The organism is Sulfitobacter pontiacus (assembly GCF_040790665.1).
Lineage (GTDB): Bacteria > Pseudomonadota > Alphaproteobacteria > Rhodobacterales > Rhodobacteraceae > Sulfitobacter > Sulfitobacter pontiacus.
On the sequence record NZ_CP160849.1, the window covers coordinates 2,935,118 to 2,951,861 of the forward strand.

At 61.8% G+C, this 16,744-nt stretch carries 15 protein-coding genes; 10 read left to right on the top strand and 5 right to left on the bottom strand.

Going from position 1 to position 16,744, the window contains the following annotated elements; all coding sequences use genetic code 11:
* The first annotated feature begins 56 nt into the window (after positions 1-56).
* From AB1495_RS14500 to AB1495_RS14510, 3 genes are all read left to right on the top strand, one after another.
* Complete coding sequence (locus AB1495_RS14500) at positions 57-941, top strand: PfkB family carbohydrate kinase (protein WP_037944378.1); 885 nt, start codon at positions 57-59, stop codon at positions 939-941.
* The gene (locus AB1495_RS14505) at positions 938-1,852 is read left to right on the top strand and encodes a pseudouridine-5'-phosphate glycosidase (protein WP_074634839.1); all 915 of its coding nucleotides are present in this window, start codon (positions 938-940) and stop codon (positions 1,850-1,852) included. The genes AB1495_RS14500 and AB1495_RS14505 overlap by 4 nt, the downstream gene beginning before the upstream one ends.
* A gap of 86 nt (positions 1,853-1,938) precedes the next feature.
* Entirely contained in the window at positions 1,939-2,685 is a 747-nt protein-coding gene (locus tag AB1495_RS14510; RefSeq protein ID WP_074634838.1) for a DUF502 domain-containing protein, read from the top strand.
* On the opposite strand, the gene AB1495_RS14515 is transcribed toward AB1495_RS14510, so the two are convergent.
* Positions 2,678-3,709, bottom strand: a complete 1,032-nt coding sequence (locus AB1495_RS14515) for a patatin-like phospholipase family protein (protein ID WP_074634837.1) — start codon at positions 3,707-3,709, stop codon at positions 2,678-2,680. The genes AB1495_RS14510 and AB1495_RS14515 overlap by 8 nt on opposite strands.
* 60 nt (positions 3,710-3,769) lie before the next feature.
* Positions 3,770-4,543: a 3-hydroxybutyrate dehydrogenase gene (locus tag AB1495_RS14520; protein WP_197145991.1), complete on the bottom strand. Its 774-nt coding sequence runs from the start codon at positions 4,541-4,543 to the stop codon at positions 3,770-3,772.
* A 423-nt stretch (positions 4,544-4,966) separates the two neighbouring features.
* Here AB1495_RS14520 and AB1495_RS14525 point away from each other — a divergent pair, with 423 nt between their 5' ends.
* Positions 4,967-6,685 carry an extracellular solute-binding protein gene (locus AB1495_RS14525; RefSeq protein ID WP_074634835.1) on the top strand — a complete coding sequence of 573 codons (1,719 nt, stop codon included), beginning with the start codon at positions 4,967-4,969 and terminating at the stop codon, positions 6,683-6,685.
* 91 nt (positions 6,686-6,776) lie between these two features.
* Here the strand turns inward: AB1495_RS14525 and AB1495_RS14530 are convergent, their stop codons facing one another.
* Positions 6,777-7,400: a helix-turn-helix domain-containing protein gene (locus tag AB1495_RS14530; protein WP_037945035.1), complete on the bottom strand. Its 624-nt coding sequence runs from the start codon at positions 7,398-7,400 to the stop codon at positions 6,777-6,779.
* 64 nt (positions 7,401-7,464) lie between these two features.
* On the opposite strand from AB1495_RS14530, the gene AB1495_RS14535 reads away from it, so the two are divergent.
* The 4 genes from AB1495_RS14535 (at position 7,465) to AB1495_RS14550 (ending at position 11,541) form a co-directional block, all read left to right on the top strand.
* Positions 7,465-8,979, top strand: a complete 1,515-nt coding sequence (locus AB1495_RS14535) for a class I adenylate-forming enzyme family protein (protein ID WP_074634834.1) — start codon at positions 7,465-7,467, stop codon at positions 8,977-8,979.
* Positions 8,976-9,617 carry a DsbA family protein gene (locus AB1495_RS14540; protein WP_037964336.1) on the top strand — a complete coding sequence of 214 codons (642 nt, stop codon included), beginning with the start codon at positions 8,976-8,978 and terminating at the stop codon, positions 9,615-9,617. Before AB1495_RS14535 ends, AB1495_RS14540 begins: the two co-directional genes overlap by 4 nt.
* A gap of 115 nt (positions 9,618-9,732) precedes the next feature.
* Positions 9,733-10,215, top strand: coding sequence for an adenylyltransferase/cytidyltransferase family protein (locus AB1495_RS14545; RefSeq protein WP_074634833.1), 483 nt, complete (start codon positions 9,733-9,735; stop codon positions 10,213-10,215).
* 90 nt (positions 10,216-10,305) lie between these two features.
* The gene (locus tag AB1495_RS14550; protein WP_074634832.1) at positions 10,306-11,541 is read left to right on the top strand and encodes a multidrug effflux MFS transporter; all 1,236 of its coding nucleotides are present in this window, start codon (positions 10,306-10,308) and stop codon (positions 11,539-11,541) included.
* 162 nt (positions 11,542-11,703) lie between these two features.
* Here AB1495_RS14550 and AB1495_RS14555 read toward each other — a convergent pair whose 3' ends face one another.
* Complete coding sequence (locus tag AB1495_RS14555) at positions 11,704-13,011, bottom strand: DEAD/DEAH box helicase (RefSeq protein WP_074634831.1); 1,308 nt, start codon at positions 13,009-13,011, stop codon at positions 11,704-11,706.
* A gap of 317 nt (positions 13,012-13,328) precedes the next feature.
* Positions 13,329-14,372, bottom strand: coding sequence for an AbrB family transcriptional regulator (locus AB1495_RS14560; RefSeq protein ID WP_074634830.1), 1,044 nt, complete (start codon positions 14,370-14,372; stop codon positions 13,329-13,331).
* 134 nt (positions 14,373-14,506) lie between these two features.
* On the opposite strand from AB1495_RS14560, the gene AB1495_RS14565 reads away from it, so the two are divergent.
* Together AB1495_RS14565 and eno are read left to right on the top strand one after the other, a co-directional pair.
* Complete coding sequence (locus AB1495_RS14565) at positions 14,507-15,376, top strand: DMT family transporter (RefSeq protein ID WP_037944386.1); 870 nt, start codon at positions 14,507-14,509, stop codon at positions 15,374-15,376.
* Between the two features lie 69 nt (positions 15,377-15,445).
* Positions 15,446-16,723 (top strand): phosphopyruvate hydratase, encoded by a 1,278-nt coding sequence (gene eno / locus AB1495_RS14570; protein ID WP_074634829.1) that lies wholly within the window; start codon positions 15,446-15,448, stop codon positions 16,721-16,723.
* Positions 16,724-16,744: the final 21 nt, after the last annotated feature.

Sequence of the window (16,744 nt, forward strand, 5' to 3'; positions counted from 1 at the left end):
CCTTTTCGCGCCGCCGCGCCTTGCGCCCGCCATATCGGTTGGGCCATACCGGCGGCATGACACATACACCTGACATTCTCTGCATCGGTTCCGTGCTTTGGGACATTATCGGCCGTGGCGATACGGTCATGCGACAAGGCTCTGATATGCCCGGTCGCATCTCGCGTCTGCCCGGTGGCGTTGCGCTGAATATCGCGATGGCGCTGGCCCGCTTTGGGCTGTCCCCCGCCCTCATCAGCGCCGTCGGCCGCGACCCCGAAGGGGACGAGCTGATCGCCGCGTGCAAGCTGCGCGGGCTGCATACGGATCATGTGTACCGCTCGGATGATCTGCCCACGGACCGCTATATGGCGGTCGAGGGCACCAACGGCCTGATCGCCGCCATTGCCGATGCTCATTCGCTTGAGGCTGCGGGCGACAAGATCTTGCGCCCGTTCGAAGACGGATCGCTGCCCACCCCCTACCGCGGGGCCGTGGCGCTGGATGGCAATCTGACGCTGGACCTGCTGTCGCAAATGGCCCGTAGCCCGCTGCTCGAGCATGCCGATCTGCGCGTCGCCCCTGCGTCGCCGGGCAAGGCGCAACGGCTCACACCGTTTTTGCAGGCGGAACGCGGCACGCTTTACGTCAACCTCGAAGAAGCGGGGCTGCTGTGTCAGGCGACATTCGACAATTCGCGCGATGCGGCCACGGCGCTGCTGTCCCGCGGTGCGGTTCGCGCGGTGGTGACCGATGGCGGCAATCCCGCGACGGTGGGTGCGCCAAGCGGTCTGATCACTCAGAACCCGCCCCCCGTCTCTGTCACCCGCGTCACCGGTGCCGGTGATACGTTCATGGCTGCCCATATCGCGGCTGAAATCAAAGGGGCGGCACCAGACGCGGCCCTGACCCAAGCGCTTAGTGCCGCTGCCCAATATGTTTCTGGAGAGACCAAAATATGATTCCCCTGCACCGCTCTGCCGAAGTCGCCAAAGCCCATGCGAATGGAACCCCCGTTGTTGCGCTGGAAAGCACGATCATCACCCACGGGATGCCCTATCCGCAAAACCTAGAGGTCGCGCGTCAGGTCGAGGCAGATGTGCGTGAGGCCGGTGCGATCCCCGCCACCATCGCTGTGATCGACGGACGTTTGCACATCGGGCTCGAGGACGACGAGCTGACGGCATTGGCGCAGGCCAAGAATGTCGCCAAACTGTCGCGCGCCGATATGGCGGCCTGCATCGCCACGGGCGGCACCGGTGCCACAACGGTTGCCGCGACGATGATCGCCGCCCATCTGGCCGAGATCGCGGTTTTCGCCACCGGCGGTATCGGCGGCGTGCATAAGGGCGCAGAAGACAGCTTTGATATCTCTGCCGACCTGATGGAGCTTGCCCAAACGCCGGTGACCGTTGTCGCCGCGGGGGCCAAGGCCATTCTGGATGTGGCCAAAACGCTCGAGGTGCTGGAAACGCAAGGCGTGCCGGTGATCACCGTCGGCCAAGACAGCTTCCCCGCCTTCTGGAGCAGCACCTCCCCGCTGAAATCGCCCCTGCGCATGGATAACGCGACTGATATCGCCGCCGCCCATAAAATGCGCGGTCATATGGGTTTGCCCGGGGGGCAGCTGGTCGCCAACCCGATCCCGAAAGAGGATGAAATCGCCGCCGCTGATCTGGCACCCATCATCATGGCCGCCCAAGCCGATGCCAATACCCACGGCATCAGCGGTAAGGCCGTGACCCCCTATCTATTGCAGCGCATCTTCGAACTGACCGAAGGCCGGTCGCTGACCGCGAACATCGCATTGGTGCGTAACAACGCCCGTTTTGCGTCCAAAATTGCGGCTGCACTTATGTCAAAAGACGCATAAAGCTTAATTATTATGCGTCCTCCATTGTAGCAACGCGTGAAACGCCCTAGCTCTAACGCATTGCTGCAGTGGGATAACCTTCATTCATGAACACACCGTTTACGCCGCCCCTTCCTCCCGCACCGCGCCGGACTTTGCTCTCGCGGATCAGGGCTTCGTTCCTGACGGGGCTGGTGGTGATTGCGCCGGTCGGCCTCACGATCTGGCTGATCTGGAGCGTGATCGGCTGGATCGACGGGATCGTGCTGCCGATGGTGCCGCTGGCCTATCACCCCGACCGGCTGATCCAGACGTATTTCGGGTTGGACCCGTCTGCCCAGATCAACGTGCGCGGCATCGGTGTGATCATCTTCTTGCTGTTTACGGTCATCGTCGGTTGGCTGGCCAAGGGCATTATCGGGCGGTCGTTCATCCGTTTCGCCGAAAGTCTGGTAGAGCGTACACCTGTGGTGCGGACCATCTATTCCGGCATCAAGCAGATTTCGGAAACGATTTTCGCCCAGTCAGAGCGCAGCTTTGAAACCGCCTGCATGATTGAATACCCGCGTAAGGGTATGTGGGCGCTTGGTTTTATCTCTATCCCCGCAAAGGGAGAGGTCGCCGCAGCAGGGGGTGAAGGATCGAACCTTGTGGGGGTGTTTGTGCCAACCACGCCCAACCCGACCTCGGGCTTTTTGTTGTTCGTGCCGCAAAAGGATGTGACCGAGCTCGACATGTCGGTCGAGGACGCAGCCAAGCTGGTGATCTCTGCCGGGCTGGTCTATCCGCCAAAGAAACCGGTGCCTGTGGACCCATCCGCGACCCCGCGGCCCGACCGCATTTCCCCTAGCTGAACATCTTGCGCAGATCGACTGAACTGCGTTTGCCTACACTGTCGATATCGGTTTGCAGAAACCGCTCGGCCGAGGTGCGGCCCGCGGATTTAAGCGCAGTGATCACCGCCCCGTTCGGCACGCTTTTGGTAGCGGTGGACAGCTGCGACATCAGATCATCGTCAGCGACCATGTGAATCCGCAACCGCTGCATCTGACCTTCCTCGACACGTCCCTGATCCAGCAGGTTCTGCACAAAGTGGATCGCACGAAGTTCGCGTAACAGGCTGGAATTAAAGCTGATTTCGTTCACTCGATTGTGGATCATCTGCGGCGTGGTGGGCAGTTCGTCCCGTTCAAGCGGGTTGATATTGATGATGACGATATCCCCCGGCAAGTCCGAGGAATACAGCGGGAAAAGCGCCGGATTGCCGGTATAGCCCCCGTCCCAGAACGCCTCGCGCCGGCCCGATTTCGGATCCTCCATCTCGATCGCCTGAAACAGCGTCGGCAGACAGGCAGAGGCGAGGATCGCGTCAGGCGTGATCTCTTCTTTCTCGAAGACGCGAATCTTGCCGTCGCGCACTTTGGTCGCGCTGACAAACAGCCGTGGTCCCGCCGCCTCGCAGATATGTTCGTAATCAAACGTCTCGACAATATCGCGCAGCGGGTTGCGATAGAGCGGGCCGTAGACATAGGGCGACACGATCTGCGTCATCGCCGTGCTGAGCATGACCGGCCAGCTATAGGCCATCGCCTGACTAAGCGCACCGACGCCAAAGGGGGCCATCCAGCCGTTCAGATGCAGGTTACCGACACCGGCGACCTTATCCCACAGCCAATCCAGATTATCGCGCGCGGCCTGATGCCCGCCCTTGATCAGCCCCGCCTTCAATGCAGCGCCGTTCAGTGCGCCAGCCGATGTGCCGGAAATACCGCTGATCTCAAGCTCTGGCTCTTCCAGCAGCCGGTCAAGCACGCCCCAGGTGTAGGCCCCATGCGCGCCGCCGCCCTGTAGGGCAAGGTTGATCTGTTTTTTCTGCATCTAGACGCTCCGCCAATCGGCGCGCGCGAGGTATCCCCGCGCGCGGCGACGGGTGCTATATTACAGGGCGGTCCAGCCACCATCGACGCTGATCGTTGTACCGGTGATCTGGTCCCCTGCCTCGGAACATAGGAAGGTCGCGGTGCCGCCCAGTTGTTCGACCGTGGCGAACTCTTTCGACGGTTGGCGCTTGAGCATGACGTTCTTGATCACCTCTTCGCGCGACATGTCGTATTCTTTCATCGTGTCGGGGATCTGCTTTTCTACGATATCGGTCAGCACATAGCCCGGGCAGATGGCATTGCAGGTGATCGGGTCTTCGGCCGTTTCCAGCGCGGTGGTTTTGGACAGCCCGACGATCCCGTGCTTGGCCGCAATATAGGCGGATTTATAAGGCGACGCCGTGAGCCCGTGCGCCGAAGCGACGTTGATCACGCGGCCCCAGCCCGCCTCGCGCATCATTGGCAGAGCCACTGCGGTGGTATGAAACGCAGAACTGAGGTTGATGGCGATGATCGCGTCCCATTTCTCGGTCGGGAAGCTGGGGATCGGCGCCACATGCTGGATGCCCGCGTTGTTCACCAGAATATCGCAGCGCCCTGCATCGGTGATCAGCTGGCGGCATTCTTCGGCTTTCGACATATCCGCCTTGATAAAGCGCGCGGTGACTCCGGTTTCGTTGGCGATATCTTTCGCAATAGCGTGGTCTTCGTCGCGGTCGGTAAAGGAGTTCAGCACAACATCCGCCCCCGCCCGCGCCAATGCCCAAGCGATGCCAAGCCCGATACCGGAATTGGACCCCGTGATGACTGCTGTTTTTCCTGAAAGATCGATGCTGTAAGCCATGAAAATCTCCTAGCGTTTCTGCAGGTGCATCATGGCGGGCTGTGAAACGAATGGAAACGGCTAATTCCGCACCCCGGCGGAATGCCCCTGCTGCCTAGACATATGCCGGATCACGGGCAAAAAAAAACGTCCGCACGAAGCGGACGTTAAGTTATTGAGGCAGGTTTCATACAGGCAAGAAACCTATCGAGCAGTGAGTTCGTTATACGCAATTCGCCGCCGTAATCCAAGCTTAAAGTTTGAACTGTAGCCGCCGCATCGCTAAGGAATACGCTAATAAAACAAGGGCAGAGCGGGATTGTTGCTAAAATGGCGTTTAAATTTTTCCAAAGCTGTCGGGCAGTTGCAGCTGTTTCTTCACTGATTCTTCTCAGTGGATTCGCCCGCGCCGAGCCCGCACATGGTATATCTATGTATGGGGACCCTGCTCTCCCACCTGATTTTGTGTCGCTGCCCTATGCCAACCCGGACGCGCCCCAAGGCGGCGCGATCGTTCTGGGCAACACCGGCGGGTTTGACAGCCTCAATCCCTTCGTGCGCAAGGGCACCTCTCCGTGGCAGTTGCCGTTCTTTACCCATGAAAGCCTGATGGGCCGTTCGTGGGATGAACCTTTCGCGCTTTACGGGCTTTTGGCCGAATCGATTGAGGTCCCGGAGGACCGGTCCTGGGTCGAATTCACCCTGCGACCCGAGGCGCGCTTCTCTGATGGCAGTCCGGTCACCCCCGAGGATGTGATCTTTAGCTACGAAATGCTCGGCACAAAGGGGCACCCGCGCTACCACGGGCTTTATGCCCAGATCGACAGCATCACCCAGACCGGTCCGCGCAGCGTCAGAATGGCGTTCAACACCGACAACCGAGAGCTGGCCCTGCTGGCAGGGATGCGCCCGATCCTAAGCAAGGCGCAATGGGAGGGCCGCGATTTCGCCAACGCCCCGCTGGCGGAGATACCGCTTGGCTCCGGCCCCTATGTGGTCAGCGATTATAAGGCGGGCAAACAGGTCATCCTGACGCGTAACCCTGACTACTGGGGCAAGGACGTGCCGTTTCGCAAAGGCACCCATAACATCGACGAGATAAAGCTCGACTTTTACGGCGACGCGAATGTGTTGTTCGAGGCGTTCAAGGCCGGAGAGATTTCCGCCCTGCGCGAATTCAACGCCGAAAGCTGGGCGACGCAATATGACTTCCCCGCCGTGCAGCGCGGTGATGTGGTCAGATCCACCTTCGCCCATAGCAAACCCTCGGGCATGACCGGATTGGTCATGAACACCCGCCGCGCTCCGTTTGACGACATCCGCGTGCGTGAGGCGCTGATCGCGGCCTTTAACTTTGAGTATATCAACGAGACGCTGACCGGCGGGGCGCAACCGCGCATTACCTCTTATTTCTCGAACTCTCCACTGGCGATGCAAGACGGCCCCGCCACCGGCCGCGTGGCCGAGTTGTTGACCCCCTTTGCTGATGACCTGCCTGCCGGCGCGCTTGACGGCTATGCGCTGCCCGTGTCCGACGGATCCGCCCGCAACCGCGCGGGCATCCGCCGCGCCATGGGCGCGTTGGCCGACGCGGGATACAGCGCCGATGGCGGCACCATGCGGGGGCCTGACGGGCAACCCTTGTCGTTCAGCATCCTGCTGTCCAAAGGCAGCAGCGAGAATATCGCCATTGCCGAGCTTTATATCCAGGCGCTGGCCCGATTGGGCATCACCGCCCGCGTGGACGCTGTGGATGACGCGCAATTCGTCGCGCGTAACGCGGCCTTCGACTTTGACATGGCCATCTTCCGCCGCGCCCTCTCGCTGAGCCCGGGCAACGAACAACGCTATTACTGGGGGTCGGAGGCTGCCGATCAGGAAGGCAGCCGCAACCTGATGGGGGTGAAATCCCCTGCCATTGACGCGATGATCAATACGATGGTCGGGGCCAGCAGCGCCGAGGATTTCACCGCCGCCACCCGCGCGCTGGATCGCGTGCTGACCGCCGGGCGCTATGTCATCCCGTTCTGGCAGTTCACCGAAGACCGCATCGCCCATGTCGCAGCGATGAAATACCCCTCCCACGTGCCGCTGTATGGCGACGGGCCGAACTATATGCCCGAGGTCTGGTGGATTGAACCGGCCCAGTAAGCGACGCGTGTAGGTATCAGGCGGCGGTGCCTGTGGCGTAGCGGCCCTTCGGGGAGAGTTTATTTGGCAAAATGAAGCGCGGGCCCGTCGGTTAGGTGAGCGATGTGACCCAAAGGATCGTGGCGTCCTCATCGCTGGTAGAAACGACGTTATGCCCCATCGTCGCATCATAATAGGCGCTGTCGCCGCGGCGCATTTCGACGGGTTCGTAGAATTCGGTGTATAAGGTGATGACGCCGGTCAGCACGTAAAGGAACTCCTCCCCGTCGTGGCGCACCCAGCCGTCGAACTCATCCATCCGGCGGGCACGGATACGCGCGCGGTAGGGCAGCATCTGCTTTTTGCGCAGCGTATCGGCCAGCATCATGTGCTCGTAGGTGGTCGTCGCCTTGGCCGCCCCCTCGCCCGATTTGGTGACCGCCATGCGCCCGTTGATCTGCCCCGCCGAGGGGGGCGTAAAGAGCTGTGGCACCGAGATTTCCAACCCCACGGCGAGCTTTTTCAGCGCCTCATAGGTGGGCGACATCTGGCCGTTCTCGATCTTGCTGAGCGTGGAACGGGCCAGTCCGGCCTGATTGGCGGCTTGCTCCAGCGTCCAGTTGCGCGCCTTGCGCAGCTCGCGCACGCGCGCCCCCAGATCAACAGGCGGGGCGGTTTCCGTCTCGCCGCTTTCGCGGGCGATCTGGATCATGGATTTCGGGCCGTCTTGCGTCATGCGCTGGCTATAGCGTCGCGCCGGAGCGCTTGCAACGCTGCTGCGCGCGGGGTAGCGATTGGGCATGCTGTCCGTCTCTGCGTCCACCGGCTTTGCGCCTTGCCCCGCCCCGTTCAATCTTGCCGCCCATGTTCTGGGCCGCGCCGCCGATTTGGGCGACAAGACGGCGCTTGCCATTGTCGGGCCCGATCGCGTTGAGGCGTGGCGTTTCGACCAGCTTGAGGCCGCCGTGCGCGGCACCGCGACGGGATTGCTGGGCATGGGGCTGCGCCCGGGGGACATCGTGCTGATGCGCCTTGGCAATACTGTGGATTTCCCGCTGGCCTATCTGGGCGCGCTGGCCGCAGGCTTGGTGCCTGTCCCCACCGCCGCCGCACTGACAGAGCCGGAGGTTGCCGCGATCATCGCCACCCTCGCGCCCAAGGCGGTCTTGCGCGATCCCGCCGTGCCCTGCCCGCCGAATGACACCACCGTGGATCTGGCCCAGCTCAGGTCCATGCGCGATTTGCCCGCGGCCCCCTGGCATATGGGAGACCCCGACCGGCTGGGCTATATCATCTATACCTCTGGCACGTCGGGCCGGCCGAGCGCGGTGATGCATGCACATCGCGCCATCTGGGCACGGCAGATGATGGTGCGCGGATGGTATGATCTGAAGCCCGAGGATCGGGTCATGCATGCAGGCGCGTTCAATTGGACCTATACGCTGGGGACCGGCCTGATGGACCCCTGGACCGCCGGTGCCACCGCCCTGATCCCGGCTGCGGGCGTGGCACCTGCGGATTTACCTGCCTTGATGGCGCGGCATGAGGCGAGCCTTTTTGCAGCCGCACCGGGGGTGTACCGTCAGATCCTGAAACGCCACGACCAGATCAATGTGCCAAGCCTGCGCCATGGGCTAAGCGCGGGGGAGAAGCTTCCCTCGGCCGTTGCCCGCGCGTGGCAGGCTGCCAGCGGCACGCCGATCTTCGAGGCCTACGGTATGTCGGAGTGTTCGACCTTTCTCTCCGCCTCTCCCGACCGTCCGGCGCGGGCCGGCACATTGGGCCAGCCTCAGGACGGGCGGCGCATCGCGTTGATCGGGACGGAAGGCCCGGTAGAGATCGGCCAAGAGGGCACCATCGCGATCCACAAGAGCGACCCGGGGCTGATGCTTGGCTATCTTGGCGCGCCGGATCAAACGGCCCAGAAATATCAGGGTGACTGGTTCATGACCGGCGATCAAGGTGTCATGGGCACGGATGGGCAGATCACCTATCTGGGGCGCAATGACGATATGATGAACGCGGGCGGGTTCCGCGTCTCGCCGATCGAGGTGGAACAAACCCTCGCCAAATTCCCAGGCATCCATGCTGTCGGCGCGGCGGAGGTCGAGGTTAAACCCGACGTGACCGTGATCGCGGCCTTCTATACCGCCGATAGCCCGCTGGACGAGGCCGCGCTGGCGCTTTATGCACAAGACAACATGGCGCGCTACAAGCAGCCGCGCCTTTTCATCCACCTGCCAGAGCTGCCGATGGGCGCGAATGGCAAACTGCTGCGCCGGTCCTTGCGTGCAGCCTATGAGGCACAACGATGACCCAGACGATCAAGCTTGATATCATGTCCGACCCGATTTGCCCTTGGTGCTATATCGGCAAAGCCCATCTGGACCGCGCACTGGAAAGCGAGCCGGACCACCCTTTCGCGATCGAATGGCACCCGTTCCAGCTTAACCCCGACATGCCTGCCGACGGGATGGACCGCCGTGCCTATCTGGAAGGCAAGTTCGGCGGCAAGGAAGGTGCGGTGCGGGCCTATGCCCCTGTGGTGGAACATGCCGAGAAAGCCGGTCTCAAGATCAACTTCGAGGCGATGCAGCGCACCCCCAACACGCTGAACGCCCATCGGTTGATCCACTGGGCCGGGATCGAAGGGCGCCAAACCGCTGCGGTATCGGCGTTGTTCAAAGCCTATTTTGTTGATGCGCGCGATATTGGCGATGCCGAGGTGCTCGCCGATATCGCCGACGGGATCGAGATGGATGCATCTGTTGTGACGCGTCTATTGGCGACAGATGAGGATATGGAAGACATCCGCAAACGCGATGCGCACAGCCGCGAGATGGGCATCAACTCCGTCCCGACCTTTATCGTGGGCGGGCGTCACGCGGTGCCGGGCGCGCAGCCGCCAGAGCTTTGGAAAAAAGTACTGGCCGAGCTGCGCAACGAAGGCTGAGGCCACGCGCCCGATCTGGAAGTCAGGGGCAGAAAGGCTTTGCCTTTGCGCTGAAACCCGCCTAGAATCAAACGGATAAAGGGGCAAAGACCTCTATCCAGATCGAGCGGGCAGCATGAAATACGATATCCCCTTTCCCTTTATGGGACGCGGGCGGGCGACGGTGGTGACACCGGCGGCGCGCCCGTCCAGCTTCACACCCTCCACGCCAATGACGCGGACGATCCTGACCTATGGCGGGTTCGACGGATTCCACACCGGTCACGCCGACTGGCTGCGGCAGCTGGCCCGTATGGGCAGCGATCTGGTCGTCGGATGCCAGAGCGAACAGTTCTGTCAACGTGCGGGGCGTCCGGCGCATCTCGGCTTTGCCGCCCGCCGTGCGGTGTTGGAACGGTGCCGCTATGTCTCGCGTGTCATTCCGCTTGAGACATGGGATCAGGTGCGCAGCGATATCGTGAATTACAACGTCTCGGTATTGGCCCTGCCCGCGCATCTTCCCCTGCCGGTGTCGGGACTGGACGAGATCGTTCAGGTACTGCGTTTGCCGGTGACCGCCCGCGAGACAGTGCAGCGCCAGCGCGCCCAAGCCAGCTGACGGCGCGACGCCGATTGCACTATCTGTAAGGCAGCCTTATGAACACCATAGGCTGCGCCCTGCGGCCCACCGTCACGATGGAGCCGATGGATGACCGACGACCGCCCCGACATCAACATGAGCCGCCCTGAGTTTGTAGCGCTGATTGCGATGATGTTCGCAATCATTGCTTTCTCGACCGATGCAATGCTGCCTGCCCTGCCAGAGATCGGCGCAGAGCTGTCGCCTTCGGATATGACAAAAGTCCCGCTGATTGTGACCGCCTTTATTCTGGGCATGGGGATGGGCACTTTTGTCACCGGCCCACTGTCCGATGCATTCGGGCGCAAGAATATCATCTACCTCGGATCTGCGATCTATATCGCGGGGGCTGTGGTGGCGTGGCTGAGCCAATCGCTGGAGGTGATGCTGATCGCGCGGGTCGTGCAGGGTGTGGGGGCTGCGGGCCCTCGGGTTGTGGCGCTTGCGGTGATCCGCGATCTGTATTCCGGCCGGCAAATGGCCAAGATCATGTCTTTCGTGATGATGATCTTTGTCGTCGTGCCCGCCTTTGCCCCTGCAATGGGGGCTGTGATCATCGCCCTGTCCGATTGGCGTGGCGTATTCTTGTCATTCATCGTTTTCTCGGCAACCTGTGTGGTCTGGGCCATGCTCCGCCTGCCCGAAACCCTGCCCAAGCCCAAGCGTCGACCTTTACAGATCGGCCTGCTGTGGAACGCGGTGAAAGAGATATTCAGCAACCCGATGGTGTGTCTGTCGATCACGGTGCAGACGCTGGTGATGGGGTTCTTGTTCTCGACGCTGATGCTGGTGCAACCCATTTACGACCAAGTCTATGACCGCGCCGAGAGCTTCCCCTTCTGGTTTGGCGTCGCGGCGCTGATCTCGGGGACGTCGAGCCTGCTGAACGCGCTGCTGGTCGTCCGGCTGGGGATGCAGCGCATCGTGATCCTTGCGCTTGGCCTGCAGATCGTATTGTCGGGCCTGATGCTGGGCCTTGGTCTGGGCGATCTGCCCGAGCCCTATGGCTTTGTCTTTTTCCTGATGTGGCAGGCGTCGCTGTTCTTTCAGGTGGGGCTGGTGATGGGCAATCTCAACGCGCTGGCGATGGAGCCTTTGGGCCATATCGCCGGCATGGCGGCGTCGGTCATCGGGGCGGTGTCGACGGTGATGGCGGCCATGCTCGCCTCGCCCATCGGGTTGATGTTCAACGGCACGATCACCCCGCTGATCGGCGCGGTACTGACGCTGGCGACACTCGCCTTTGCGCTGATGCTGCTTCTGGCGCGGGTCAACCGGCAGGCGGCAGCAGACCCCGCGGAATAGGGCTGAGCGACCACGTGGTGGCTGGTGGTGCCGGTTTCGCCCTTCGGGCGAGGATTTAGAGCCATTTGGAAGCGCGGACGAAGGCGCTTTAAGGAGGGGTAACAAAAAGGGGCACCGCTGATAGCGGTGCCCCCTTTTGATAGTGCGTTGATACCTGTGCGTTTATGCGGCGCGCTGAGCGCTTGGCTTGCGACGACGCCGCGCGGCACCGGCGGGTTTGCCCGCACCGCCGCCGTTACCACCGCCACCGTTACCGCCACCGCCGCCGCCGCCGGGGCGACCACCGCGACCACGACCGCGTCCGCCGCGACCCTTTGGCTTGGCGGGTTCGTCAATCGCTTCCCACGGACGGCCGGAGGCCACGGGGATCGAGATTTTCATCGTCTTCTGAATATCTTTCAGCTCGCCCATTTCATCCGGTGCGCAGAAAGCGATCGCCGCCCCGTCTTTGCCCGCGCGCGCGGTCCGGCCGATACGATGGACATAATTGTCGGGCACATTGGGCAGCTCGTAGTTGTAGACGTGCTTCACGTCGGGAATATCCAGACCGCGGGCGGCGACATCCGTTGCCACCAGCACAGTGACCTCGCCTTTCTTGAAGGATTCGATGGCGCGGTCCCGCTGACCCTGGCTTTTGTTGCCATGGATAGAGGCGGCTTTGAAACCGGCTTTGACCAGATCTTTCATCAGCTTTTCACAGCCGTGTTTGGTCCGCCCGAACACCAGGGCGCGTTCCTCGGTGTGTTTGCCAAGCAGTTCGATCAGCAGGGATTTCTTTTCCGCCTTGGCGATGAAATGCACCTCTTGGGTGATCTTGTCCGCCGCCTTGCCCGGAGGCGAGACTTCGATGCGGATCGGGCTGTTGAGGTAGCTGTTGGCGATCTCGTTCATCAGTTTCGGCATGGTTGCCGAGAAGAGCATCGTTTGACGCTCTTTCGGCAGCACCGCCGCGATCTTTCGCAGATCGTGGATAAAGCCCATGTCGAGCATCTGGTCCGCTTCATCCAGCACAAGGAAAGTGGTCTTGTGCAGCAGCACCGCGCGGCGGTCCATCAGGTCCAGCAAGCGCCCGGGTGTGGCCACCAGCAGGTCGACGCCGCGCTCCATCCGTTTGATCTGCGGGTTGATCGACTGGCCGCCGACAATCATCATGGTTTTCAGCTGGGTCCCTTCGCAGAACCCCTTGAGGTTTTCCATGATCTGGTTGGCCAGCTCGCGGGTCGGGGCCAGCACCAACCCGCGCACGGTGCGCGGCTCGGGCCGGGCTTCGCGTTCCAGCATCTGGGCCACCAGCGGGATACCGAAGGCGGCGGTTTTGCCGGTGCCGGTCTGTGCCAGCCCCATTACGTCGCGGCCATTCATCCCGTGGGGGATCGCCTGTTTCTGGATCGGGGTCGGATCGGTCATACCCATGTTGGTCAAGGCTTTGACCAGACGGCGCGGCAGGCCCATCATTTCAAAATCGCTCATCGTTTTGTCGTCTTTCCGCGGGATGCGGGGCAATGCCCCTTCCCGCCATAGCAATCACGCGGGCCCTGTCGATGCAGGGAAACCGCGAGGGACGCAAAGCAGATCGCAGGGGGCAGCCTAGTGCCAACACCCTGTCTGTTGCGCTTGGCCCCACGCGTGATTTTGGGAACATCGGCGGCCTTTTGTTCAGCTCTCATAAGACGCGACGATTTTAGGTCGACAGGTCAAGGGCTGGTCTGCTCACGCGGCAGAAGGCATCGCTTGCGCCCCAGATGGGCTGTTTGGGCGGCAAAGTCAACGGTGCTGTGAAAGATAGCCTAGCGCGGGGTGCTGCGGGCCAGCATCAGGGGCAGCACAGCGCTGAGGATGAATAGGCGCATCATGTGGCAGGCGGCGACGAAACCCGGGCTGATCCCCAGCACGCTGCCCATGGCGATCATGGTCTCGAACCCACCGGGTGCAAAGGCCACGAGGATATGCGCCAGCGGCATGCCAAGCGCCATAGCGACCGGGATCGCCCCCAGCAGGGCCAACCCCACGGCAAGGCAGGTCACAGCCAGCCCCGCGGCAAGCCCCTTGGTCAGATCGTCAAGCCGCACGCCGGAGAACCGCGTGCCGATCAAGGCACCGAGCACCACATAGGCGGGCATCACCAGCCACAGGGGCAGCACACCGGGGGCGAGCCCTGTCACATGCGCAAGCGATGACACCAGCATCGGCCCGATCAACATCGGCGCGGGCACCCGGATGCGCCCCAGCAGCAGCCCTGCCCCGACGGAGAGCACCGCCATCACCAGCAATGTCACGCCGCCCATAACGGGGCCGTCGGGCACGATGGACCCGCCCAGATCAACCCCCATCGCCAGTGCGACAAAGGGCACCACCAGCGTGAGCGACAACAGCCGCACCGACTGCGTGGTCGAGATACGCACCACATTATCCCCGCCATCGGCCGCCATCGCCAGCACAAAGCTGAGGTGTCCGGGGGCCGAAGCCAGCAGTGCTGCACGACGGTCAAAGCCAAAGAACCGCGCCAGCAGCCAGCGGCTGAGCACCAGCATCGCCCAGACCAGCACGGCCATCCCTACAAAAGCCAGCGGCCAGCGCAGCATGGCATCGACCGCGTTCTGGTCAAACCCTGCCCCCACCGACAGGCCAATGACGACAAAGCAGATGTTGCGCAGCGGCAGCGACACCCCCATGCGCGCGCCCGCCAGACCGGCCAGCGACACCAGCACCGCAGGCCCCAGCAGCATGTAAATCGGCGCGTTCAGCAGCCAGCCGATACCGGCCCCCACCGCGCCGATACAGACGGTGAAAACGGTCGTAAGCGTATCAGTCGGGGGGCGCGGCCATTTCATACGCTTGTGCTATCAGTTGGTCCCTTCCGCCACCAGCCCCGTCACGGGATGCGCCGCGAGGCTTGCACATCCCCCGACAAAGGGACATGCATCCACTGACGGATTTTTAGAACGATTGTATGAAGGAATAGGATATGGACAATCTGCGCGGCGCTTTGATCATGGTGCTGTCGATGTTGGGCTTTGCCATTGAGGACATGTTCATCAAGCTGATCGGGACGGATATCCCGATCGGGCAGATTATCTTTATGCTCGGGACCGGTGGCGCGCTTTGCTATGGTGCGATGGTGGTTATGAAGGGCGAGCCCTTGATGGATCGCGCGATGCTGACCCGCCCGATCCTGCTGCGCGCCTTGGGCGAGATTGTCGGCACCTTGGGGTTCGTATCGGCCATTGTGCTGACACCGATTTCTTCTGCCTCGGCCATTTTGCAGGCGACACCGCTGGTGGTGACCCTAGGCGCGGCGCTGTTTCTGGGCGATCCCGTCGGCTGGCGCCGGTGGAGCGCTATTCTGGTTGGTATGCTGGGCGTCTTGCTGGTGATCCGCCCCGGGATGGACAGCTTTCAGGCGCTGTCCCTGCTGGCGGTGCTCGGGGTGCTGGGGCTGTCCTTGCGCGATCTGGCGACGCGACGGGTGCCGAAATCGACCTCTACGTTCCAACTGTCGTTCCTTGCGTTTCTGGCGTTGGTCCCTGCAAGCCTGCTTTTCATGCTGGGCACGGGCACGGCTTTTGCGCCGATGTCGGGGGTGCAATGGCTGTTCATGGGGGCCGCGCTGACAACCGGCATGGTCGCCTATTATGGCATCGTCGCGGCCATGCGCATCGGCGAAATCAGCTTTGTCACACCGTTCCGATATGCGCGCCTGCTGTTCGCGATGGTTGTGGGCATCACGATCTTTGGCGAACGCCCCGATCTGCTGACCTATGTTGGCGCAACCATCATTGTTGCCTCGGGCATCTATACGGTATGGCGTGAGCGAAAGGTCAAAGAACAGGCCTGAACACTTTCCATCCTCCCCCCGGCGCGCTAAACCGCTGCGCAATTGTCATCTGCAAAAGGATAGCCCCTTATGAGCACGATCATCGACATCCACGCCCGCGAAATCATTGACAGCCGGGGCAACCCCACGGTCGAAGTCGATGTGACGCTTGAAGACGGCACAATGGGCCGCGCGGCCGTTCCCTCTGGCGCATCCACCGGTGCCTATGAGGCGGTAGAGCGTCGCGATGGCGACCAAAAGCGCTATATGGGCAAGGGCGTTCTGGAAGCCTGCGCCTCCGTCAATGGCGAAATCGCGGATGCGCTGGTCGGCATCGACGCGACAGAGCAGGTCGAGATTGACGGCACGATGATCGAGCTGGACGGCACCGACAACAAGTCGCGTCTGGGGGCAAACGCCATTCTGGGCGTATCGCTGGCGACGGCGAAGGCCGCGGCTGATTATTGCTCGCAGCCGCTCTACCGCTATGTGGGCGGCACCTCTGCGCGCATGCTACCCGTGCCGATGATGAACATCATCAACGGGGGCGAGCATGCGGATAACCCGATCGACATTCAGGAATTCATGATCATGCCCGTCGCGGCAGAGAATATCCGCGACGCGGTGCGCATGGGCTCCGAGGTGTTCCACACACTGAAGAAAGAGCTTTCGGCCGCAGGTCTGTCCACCGGTATCGGCGACGAAGGCGGCTTCGCACCCAACATCAGCTCCACCCGCGATGCACTTGATTTTATTCTGAAATCCATCGAGAAAGCAGGCTATAAGCCGGGCGAGGAAATCTACCTCGCGCTGGATTGTGCGGCAACGGAATACTTCAAGGACGGCAGCTATGTCCTTTCTGGAGAAGGGAAAGCCCTGACCAGCGCCGAGAATGTCGATTATCTGGCGGCCCTATGCGCCGACTACCCCATCATCTCTATCGAAGACGGCATGTCCGAAGACGATTGGGATGGCTGGAAGCTGCTGACCGACCGTTTGGGCGACAAGATCCAGCTGGTGGGCGACGATCTGTTCGTGACCAACCCCGAACGTCTGGCCGAAGGCATCAAACGGGGCTCTGCCAACTCCATGCTGGTGAAGGTCAACCAGATCGGCACCCTGTCCGAGACGCTGCAAGCGGTCGACATGGCGCATCGTGCGGGCTTTACCAACGTGATGTCCCACCGCTCGGGCGAGACCGAGGACGCGACGATTGCGGATCTTGCTGTTGCGACGAACTGCGGTCAGATCAAGACGGGCTCGCTCGCGCGGTCCGACCGGTTGGCGAAATACAACCAGCTGATCCGCATCGAGGAATCGCTTGGTGTGACAGCGGAATACGCCGGTCGTTCGATCCTGAAAGGTTGATTACGGGGGGCAGTTCGCCCC